Source organism: Gammaproteobacteria bacterium, assembly GCA_037388465.1.
GTDB lineage: Bacteria > Pseudomonadota > Gammaproteobacteria > SpSt-1174 > SpSt-1174 > JARRKE01.
In genome coordinates this window covers 1-8,118 of sequence record JARRKE010000084.1, presented here as the reverse complement: position 1 = coordinate 8,118, position 8,118 = coordinate 1, and the positions used below count along the sequence as shown (strand labels likewise).

The 8,118-nt window shown below is 66.2% G+C and carries 10 protein-coding genes; 7 read left to right on the top strand and 3 right to left on the bottom strand.

All coding sequences use genetic code 11. The features are described 5' to 3' along the window. The 5 genes from P8Y64_12430 to P8Y64_12410 form a co-directional block, all read left to right on the top strand. On the top strand, positions 1-1,587 hold a 1,587-nt coding region (locus P8Y64_12430), incomplete at its 5' end, for a DUF1989 domain-containing protein (GenBank protein MEJ2061272.1). A gap of 210 nt (positions 1,588-1,797) precedes the next feature. Continuing rightward, complete coding sequence (locus tag P8Y64_12425) at positions 1,798-2,145, top strand: cupin domain-containing protein (GenBank protein MEJ2061271.1); 348 nt, start codon at positions 1,798-1,800, stop codon at positions 2,143-2,145. A 30-nt stretch (positions 2,146-2,175) separates the two neighbouring features. Beyond that, on the top strand, positions 2,176-2,784 hold the full coding sequence (locus P8Y64_12420; protein MEJ2061270.1) for a dimethylamine monooxygenase subunit DmmA family protein: 609 nt from the start codon (positions 2,176-2,178) through the stop codon (positions 2,782-2,784). Further along, positions 2,781-3,731 (top strand): PDR/VanB family oxidoreductase, encoded by a 951-nt coding sequence (locus P8Y64_12415; GenBank protein ID MEJ2061269.1) that lies wholly within the window; start codon positions 2,781-2,783, stop codon positions 3,729-3,731. Before P8Y64_12420 ends, P8Y64_12415 begins: the two co-directional genes overlap by 4 nt. Positions 3,732-3,749: 18 nt before the next feature. Further along, complete coding sequence (locus P8Y64_12410; GenBank protein MEJ2061268.1) at positions 3,750-4,766, top strand: DUF3445 domain-containing protein; 1,017 nt, start codon at positions 3,750-3,752, stop codon at positions 4,764-4,766. Between the two features lie 10 nt (positions 4,767-4,776). Here P8Y64_12410 and P8Y64_12405 read toward each other — a convergent pair whose 3' ends face one another. Next, entirely contained in the window at positions 4,777-5,238 is a 462-nt protein-coding gene (locus tag P8Y64_12405) for a bacteriohemerythrin (GenBank protein MEJ2061267.1), read from the bottom strand. 189 nt (positions 5,239-5,427) lie between these two features. Between P8Y64_12405 and P8Y64_12400 the strand changes: the two genes are divergently transcribed. Beyond that, entirely contained in the window at positions 5,428-5,805 is a 378-nt protein-coding gene (locus tag P8Y64_12400) for a helix-turn-helix transcriptional regulator (GenBank protein MEJ2061266.1), read from the top strand. Between the two features lie 46 nt (positions 5,806-5,851). Here the strand turns inward: P8Y64_12400 and P8Y64_12395 are convergent, their stop codons facing one another. Next, positions 5,852-6,316 carry a GNAT family N-acetyltransferase gene (locus P8Y64_12395; GenBank protein MEJ2061265.1) on the bottom strand — a complete coding sequence of 155 codons (465 nt, stop codon included), beginning with the start codon at positions 6,314-6,316 and terminating at the stop codon, positions 5,852-5,854. A gap of 8 nt (positions 6,317-6,324) precedes the next feature. Next, positions 6,325-6,957, bottom strand: a complete 633-nt coding sequence (locus P8Y64_12390) for an XRE family transcriptional regulator (GenBank protein MEJ2061264.1) — start codon at positions 6,955-6,957, stop codon at positions 6,325-6,327. Between the two features lie 237 nt (positions 6,958-7,194). Between P8Y64_12390 and P8Y64_12385 the strand changes: the two genes are divergently transcribed. Then, positions 7,195-8,040: an endonuclease/exonuclease/phosphatase family protein gene (locus P8Y64_12385; GenBank protein ID MEJ2061263.1), complete on the top strand. Its 846-nt coding sequence runs from the start codon at positions 7,195-7,197 to the stop codon at positions 8,038-8,040. The last annotated feature ends 78 nt before the right edge of the window (positions 8,041-8,118 follow it).

Below are 8,118 nucleotides of genomic sequence, written 5' to 3'. Positions count from 1 at the left end.
AAGTTCTTCGACGACAAGATGCGCCCGCTGGTCGAGGTCGTGCGCGACACGGTCGGCCGGCACGACACCTTCGCGCTCGCCTGCAGCGCGAAAAGCTACGAAGACAAAGGCTATCCCGGACATCCCAGCTGTTCGGAAAACTTCAACGCCGTGCTGGCGCCCTACGACATTGCCGAGCGCAAGGGCTGGCCGGCGATCAATTTCTTCTACAACACGCAGACCGATCACACCGGCGCGCTGACCATGGACGAGCCCTGGTCGCGCCCGGGCGACTACGTGCTGATGCGCGCGCTGACCGACCTGCTCTGCGCCTCGTCCTCCTGCGCCGACGACATCGATGCCGCCAACGGCTGGAACCCGACCGACATCCACCTGCGCATCTACGGCCGCGATCACAGCTTTTCCAAGGGGATTGCCACACGCATGACACCCGACGCACAACCCAAACTGACGCGCGAGACCGCGTTTCACCCACGCACCTCGCAGCTCACCCGCAGCTTCATCGAATACCGCGGCTACTGGCTGCCCACGTGCTTTTCCGCGCGCGGCCCGGTGGACGAATACTGGGCCTGCCGCGAACGCGCGGCGATCATGGACCTGTCCCCGCTGCGCAAGTTCGAGGTGATCGGCCCGGACGCCGAGGCGCTGCTGCAGGCCACCTTCACCCGCGACGTCAGCAAGCTGGCCGTCGGCCAGGTCGGCTACGGCGCCATGTGCTACGACCACGGCGGCATGATCGACGACGGCACCGTGTTCCGCCTCGACCAGACGAATTTCCGCTGGGTCTGCGGCGACGAGTACAGCGGCCAGTGGCTGCGCGAGCAGGCGGCGCGGCGCGGCCTCAAGGTGTGGGTGAAGTCCTCCACCGACCAGCTGCACAACTTCGCCGTGCAGGGGCCGAAGTCGCGCGACATCCTGCGCGAGGTCATCTGGACGCCGCCCACCCAGCCGAGCATCGACGAGCTGAAATGGTTCCGCTTCACCATCGGCCGCCTCGGCGACGCGGTGGGCCGGCCGGTGCTGGTGTCGCGTACCGGCTACACGGGCGAGCTGGGTTACGAGGTCTGGTGCCATCCCCGCGACGCGCTCGCCGTATGGGACGCGGTGACCGAGGCCGGCAAGCCGTACGACATGTCGCCGCTGGGCCTGACGGCGCTGGACACGATACGCATCGAGGCCGGGCTGGCGTTCGCCGGCTACGAGTTCTGCGACCAGACCGATCCCTTCGAGGCCGGCATCGGCTTTTGCGTGGCCAACAAGGAGGCGGACTTCGTCGGCAAGCAGGCCCTGGCCGAGCGCAAGGCCCATCCGCGTCGCAAGCTGGTGGGGCTGGCGTTCGAGAGCAACGAGGCCGTCGACCACGGCGACCCGGTGTACCGCGGGCGCGCCCAGGTGGGCGAGATCACCAGCGCCACCTACTCGCCGACCTTCGAGCACTGGATCGCCCTGTGCCGCGTGGATGCCGTGCATGCCGAAATCGGCACCGAACTGGAGGTCGGCAAGCTGGACGGCCACCAGAAACGCATCGCGGCGACGGTGGTGCGCTTCCCGCACTACGACCCGGACAAGACCCGGGTGCGGGCCTGACGCACCGATACCTAGCAGCGTGCTCGGGTTTGCACCGCTAAAAGGCATGCCGGAGGGCGCGGCGATTCTCGGTTTTTAGCTAAATCAAGCACATAGAGATTTGGCAAGGTACTTGCATTTCCTAACAAGAAACTTTGTTGCATCACAGGAGCCGGCCAACGAGCCGGCCCGACGAGCAACCCAACAAACGAGGAGCACTGCATCATGACCATGTCTGTCAAACCCTCAGCCATCGAAACCGACCTCCCGAGCATGAACGTCCCGGGCGTGAATGCCTGGCTGGGTGACATGTTTTCGTCCGAAGACCCCGACAAGACCATCACCTGCGGCTTCTTCCGTCTGGAGAATTCCGACACCCCGCTGGACTACGAATACACTTATGAAGAAATGAAGTTGATCGTGGACGGCGAGTTCATCATCACCGATGAAACCGGGGCGCAGCATCATGCCAAAAAGGGTGACGTGTTCTATTTCCGCAAGGGCAGCAAGATCCGTTTCGAGACCCCGTCGTTCGGCGTGGGCTTTTTCTGCGGTCAGCGTCGCGAAGGCGAAGGCTGATCCATGTCGGCAGAAGCCGCTGCCACTGGCATGACGGAACCCACCGGCGAGGGCTCGACGGTGCCGTCCGTCAAAAGCCAGCCAGTGTACGTACCGCTGGCCGCAGATTTCTCCGCCCGCAGCCACGTGCTGGTGGCGGAGTCGGCCGGTCTCGACGCCGTGTTGCGCGTGGTGACCGAGCTGAAAGGCCAGGGCGGCGATGCCGCAGTTGAGGTGTACTGGTTGGGCCCCGAGCCGGCGAAGCTGGCGAGTCAGGCCGTGGTGAGCGCGTTCGATACCCTGGGCGCGCTCACCGCGGCCCTGGCGCAGCGCCTGGCCTCGGCCGGCATGGGCCTGCGTCTGTATCTGGCGGGACGCGAATCCTTTATCTGGCGGGTGAACCTGGTGGCGCGCGAGGCGGGGCTGCGCGAAGACGAAGTCCTGCGCGAGGCCTGCGGCTCCAGGGCGCGGCGCGTGTTCTGCGTGCACTGCCGCACCCTGATCGAAGACGTGACCACCAACCCGGTCACCTGCCCGAGCTGCGGCGAGCTGCTGGAGGTGCGCGACCACTTCTCGCGCGCCATGGCCGCCTATATCGGCGTGGTCGTCAATGCCGAGGACCCGTCCGACGCCCCCGAACCCGAGGAGCAGTTCACATGAAATTCCCGGAGACGTTGTCGGTGTGTGTGGCGAACATCGAGGAAGTGACGCCACTGGTCAAACGCTTCACGCTGGTCCCGGCCGAGGGCGGGTCGCTGCCCGGCTTCTCCGCCGGCAGCCACATCATGGTGCACATGCCCGGCGAGGAGCGCACCTACCGCAACGCCTACTCGCTGATGAGCGCGCCGAACGATCGCAGCTGCTACCAGATCGGCGTGCGCCGTCAGGAGGAGTCGCGCGGCGGCTCCGTCTACATGCACGAGAAGGTGAAGACCGGCGACCTGCTCCGGATCAATCCGCCGGCCAACCTGTTCGCGATCGACCGCCTGTCCGCCAAGCAGATCCTCATCGCCGGCGGCATCGGCATCACGCCGTTCATGAGCTACCTCAAGGAGCTGCCCGACCTGGGCGTGCCCTTTGAGCTGCATTACGCCTACCGCGCGCAAAGCCACGCGGCGTTCCGCGAGCTGATCGCCGCGCAACTGGGCGGGCAGCTGCACACCTACGACGCCTCGCGCGACGAGTTCATCCAGCCGCGCGTGCTGCTCGCCGCGCAGCCGCTGGGCACGCACGTCTACGTGTGCGGCCCCGAGGGCCTGATCGACGCCGTGGTCGAGACCGCGCGCGAGCTCGGCTGGCCCGAAAGCCACATCCACTACGAACAGTTCGCCGCGCCCCAGCCGGGCGCGCCCTTCAAGGTGAGCTGCGCGAAACAGGCCTGCGAGATCGACGTGCCGGGCGACATGTCCCTGCTGGACGCCCTGGAGGCGGCCGGCGTGGACGTGCCCAACATGTGCCGGGGCGGCGTGTGCGGCCAGTGCGAGACCGGCCTGCTCGAAGGCGAGGCCGAGCACCGCGACAACTACCTGCCGGACGAGGCGCGCGACCGCAAGATCATGCCCTGCGTGTCCCGCGCGCGCAGCGCGCGCCTGGTCCTGGACCTCTGATTCATGGAGGCTGCCCTCATGAGACCTCAGCTCAAGCCCGTCGAGACCTTCCGCGACGACTTCACCTATTCCAACAGCCCGGAGGCCATCGCGCGCTTCCCGTTCCCCTTCCCCGAGGACGAATACATGTACTCGGTGAACCTGGAGCCGGCCACCAGCGGCGAACCCGGCTCGGTGTTCGAGCACGTGTTCGACGTGGACGAGCACTACCTGTCGGAGGTGGAGGAACGGCGCATCGTGCTGGAGCAGGACCCCGGCCGCTGCCGGGTGCTGCCGCACATGATCACCGCGGAGTGGGACACCCTGGAAATGATCATGACCCACTTCGCCCGGGACTACCCGCACCTGTTCGCGCTGGAACAGGACGGCGACGAATGGACCTGGGAGAACAAGGCGCTGGGCATCCGCGACACCTTCACCTTCGGTGACGCGGACACGCTGCCCTACGGCCCGTTCGAGTACATCACCCGCCAGGCGCAGGGCGACTTCAACATCCTCGACCAGCGCGACGGCGACCTGTTCATGGACGGCGGCATGATCACCTGCCCCGCCGACTGGTCGCTGACCTTCGACCTGGGCATGAGTTTCAAGCAGTGGCACGGACCCGTGCCGCTTGCGCACCAGATCGGCGTGTTCGACCGCGCGCTCAAATATCTGTTGAACATACAGGTAGACCGACCGGCACGCCGTCTTAACTGGACGATGACCATGCACCCGCGCATGGACACGTCTCCCGAGATGTACCACCGCTGGGGCAGCGACCGCGCCAAGCTCACCGCGGAGAACGCCGGCGAGCTGGCGCACCTGCGCGTGGAGCTGCAGCTGCTCGCGCGCCTGCCTCGCTCCAACGGCATGCTGTTCGGCATTCGCACCTATCTCATCAGCCTGCAGGACCTGGCGACCAACCCGGCCTGGGCGCGGCGCATGCACAACGTGCTCAAGACCCTGCCGCCGGAGATCGCCGACTACAAGGGCATGAGCCGCACCCGCGAGCCGATGATCGCCTGGCTGGAGTCCACCGGCCTCACCGGCTGATCCGCGCGTTTCAGGTATCGCCGAACAGTCGGGTCAGGGTGGTGGCGAGCCAGTCGTCCGAATCGGCATCGTTCTGCAGATAGGGCAGGACGATTTCGGTATAGACCTCGTCCTCGTGCTTGATGTGGTTGGTCAGCCAGATGGTCAGGTCGGCCAGGAGCTTCTTGCCGGCGCTGGTGTCGCCGCGGTGAAAGCTGCGCCTGTAATCGTGCACGCGGATGGCGAAGGCCCGGTGTATCTGCCTGTGGGCCTCCAGGTACGGATAGCGCACCCTCTCCAGCAGGCATTCCTCGAAAGCGAAATGGGCGTGGATGTATTCGACCAGCCGGTCGAGCATGCGCCCGACCTCGGCCTCGCTGCAGTTTGCGAAGGCCTGGTTCAGTTCGTTGATGGAATCGATGATGTGCAGGTGCTGGGCGTCGATGACCTCGATGCCGATTTTCAGATCCGGCTCCCACGTGAAATAAAGCATAGCGGCGCTCTCCTTCGGGATGAGGCCCTGCCGGCTGAGCGGCGGGGCCCGGGCTTCATGCCATGTCGCTGACTTCCGCCTTCGGCGGCTCGATGTCCCGGTGTCTGCTCTCCGGGCAGCGCGTGCATGTTAACCATGTTTACCGGCGTGTGTAAACATGGTTACGACCCTGACCACTATCCTGCCCTGATGCGCAAAAACGTAGGCGACAGGATCAAGGCGTTGCGGGAGCGGGCCGGCATGAGCCAGGCCGAGCTCGCACGGCGCATCCATGTTTCGCGACCCACCATCACCCAATGGGAAAGCCGATCGACCAAGAACATCAGGGAGGACAACCTGATCGCCCTGGCCAAGGCGTTCGGCATCAGCGTCGACGAGCTGCTGACGGGCGAGCCGCCGGCGGGCACCCGCGAGACGCGGGGCACCTATACGGTGAACGTGGAATCCAGGGACGAGGAGCTGTTGATCCAGAACTACCGCAGGCTCGGCCCGGACGACCAGGCCGGCGTGCAAAGGGTCGTCGACGCCTTCGCCCGCGCGCCGCAGGGCCGCAAAACGGCCAAGTGACCGCCCGGCGGCGCGGGCGATGATAAAAAAACGCGGGGCAGGGGGTTCAGTCGGCCGGGGCGGGGTGCTTGCGCCAGGCCACCAGCTGGGTCGGCGTCCAGCGGCTGCGTTTGTAGAATTCCAGCGCGGGCGCGTTCTGGCGGTCCGCCAGCAGCTGCAGGCGGGGCAGGCCCGCCTCCACGGCCCAGGCCTCCATGGCCCCGAGCAGGGCGCCGCCGACGCCGCGGCCGCGATGCCCGGCGTCCACCACCATGTCCTCCAGCAGCGCCACCCGCGCCCCCTCGCCGGTCGAGACCAGCACCTGCGCGGTAAGCATGCCCACCACCCGGCCGCCGAACTCGGCCACCAGCAGCTTGGCGTGCCCGGGCTGCGCCAGCATCAGCGCCAGGCCGCGGCGCTGCTTGTCGGGTTCGGGGTTGAAGTCGGCCTCGATGGCGAACAGCTGTTGCAGCAGGTCCACCATGGCGTCCAGGTCAGCCTCCTGCGCGTCGCGCAGGATCAGCGTATCCATCACGCCGTTCAGTCCTCGACGCCGTAATTGATGACGGCCAGGAAGCGGATCGGCACCTCGACCAGCTCTTCCGGGCCGTGCGGGATGCTGCCCTGGAAGGTGAGCGAATCGCCGGGGTTCAGCCGGTAGGTGTCGCGCCCGTGGCGGTACACGATGCACCCCTCCAGCATGTAGATGAACTCGATGCCCGGATGGGTGAAGGTGGGAAACACCTCCGAGGCGTCGTCCATGGTGATCAAAAAGGGCTCGATCTGCTTTTGCGGGCCCTGGTCGTAGGCCAGCAGGTGGTAAGTGTGGCCGCGCTTGGTGCCGCGCCGCACCACCTCCAGGCCCTCGCCCGACTTCACGTGCTGGGCGCTGCCCTCGGGCACGTCGAAATCGCGAAACAGCTGGGTGAGCGTCATGCCGAGGGCGGAGACGATCTGGTGCAGGGTCTCCAGGCTGGTGGAGACCTGGCCGTTCTCGATCTTGGACAACATGCCGCGGCTCACGCCCGCCAGGGCGGCCACGTCGGCCAGGGTCAGCCCCTGGGCCAGGCGCTGCTTGCGCAGGGCGGGGCCGATGAACTGGTCGAGGCTGCGCTCGGAAGCGGTGGGGCGTTCAACGCCGGAGGCCGGTTTGGCCGAAGGTTGTGTTGCCACGGTGTCGTTACCACGCAGAATCGTGGATTTCATCATATCAAAGGGGGGGTGGGGTTACAGCTTTAACCCACTGGCATCAAAGGGCTATTGGCGGGTATGCTGGACGCCGGGGAGAGGCGGCTCGTACCACGCCGCCGCATCGGGCAGGGCGCTCGTCACGCAGCGCGGAACGCTGACCCGTTTAAACCCTCGAATACCTGTGCGTCTGACCGAAAGGATTGGCGAAGTCGTAACGCAATGACCGATCTGCGCTCCATCGATGACCAACCGCTGGACACCCCCGCGGCCCCCGGACATCTGCGCCTGCTGACCTACAACATCCAGGTCGGCATCAACACCTCGCGCTACCGCCACTACCTCACCCACAGCTGGAAGCACCTGCTGCCCTCGGTGCAGCGCGAGCGCAACCTGGAGCGCATCGCCCGCTTCATCAAAAGCTTCGACATCGTCGGCCTGCAGGAGCTGGACGCTGGCAGCCTGCGCAGCCTGTACGTCGACCAGGCCGAGCTGCTGGCCAGAAACTCCGGGCTGGACTACTGGTACACCCGCATCAACCGCCGCCTGGGCGCCCTGGCGCAGCACAGCCAGGCCGTGCTCACCCGCTACCCCGCGCTCAGCGCCACCGAGCACCGCCTGCCCACCCGCGTGCCGGGGCGCGGCGCGCTGGAGATCAGCCTGGGCAACGAGCTGATGAGCCTGCAGATCATCCAGGTGCACCTCTCGCTGAGCCGCAACGTGCGCCACCGTCAGCTCGAATACATCGCCGAGCTGGTCAAGCAAAAGCGTTACAGCGTGGTCATGGGCGACTTCAACGCCCCGCCGGACAGCCCCGAGATCCGCGCCTTCCAGCAGGCCACCGGCCTGGTCGCCCCCGAGGCGGAAGACCGCCACACCTACCCCAGCTGGCGCCCCGTGCACCGGCTCGACCACATCCTGTTCAGCCCCGAGCTGCAGGTGCTGGAAAGCCACGTCTACACCCTCAACTACTCCGACCACCTGCCCGTGGGGGTCGACCTCATCCTGCCCCCCGACCTTTGCCAGGCCATTTGTGGGGAAGCGCCACAGCTTCAGCAACAGGCCTGAGGTAACATTCCCCAGGAATTAGGTAAGGTTATTCTCGGCCTGCATGCTCAAAGTGGACCACGACTATTGCGTCTGGTA

Coding starts and splice junctions, on each gene's coding strand:
- P8Y64_12425 (MEJ2061271.1), top strand. CDS start 1,798: ATGTCTGTCAAACCCTCAGCCATCGAAACCGACCTCCCGAGCATGAAC.
- P8Y64_12420 (MEJ2061270.1), top strand. CDS start 2,176: ATGACGGAACCCACCGGCGAGGGCTCGACGGTGCCGTCCGTCAAAAGC.
- P8Y64_12415 (MEJ2061269.1), top strand. CDS start 2,781: ATGAAATTCCCGGAGACGTTGTCGGTGTGTGTGGCGAACATCGAGGAA.
- P8Y64_12410 (MEJ2061268.1), top strand. CDS start 3,750: ATGAGACCTCAGCTCAAGCCCGTCGAGACCTTCCGCGACGACTTCACC.
- P8Y64_12405 (MEJ2061267.1), bottom strand. CDS start 5,238: ATGCTTTATTTCACGTGGGAGCCGGATCTGAAAATCGGCATCGAGGTC.
- P8Y64_12400 (MEJ2061266.1), top strand. CDS start 5,428: ATGCGCAAAAACGTAGGCGACAGGATCAAGGCGTTGCGGGAGCGGGCC.
- P8Y64_12395 (MEJ2061265.1), bottom strand. CDS start 6,316: ATGGATACGCTGATCCTGCGCGACGCGCAGGAGGCTGACCTGGACGCC.
- P8Y64_12385 (MEJ2061263.1), top strand. CDS start 7,195: ATGACCGATCTGCGCTCCATCGATGACCAACCGCTGGACACCCCCGCG.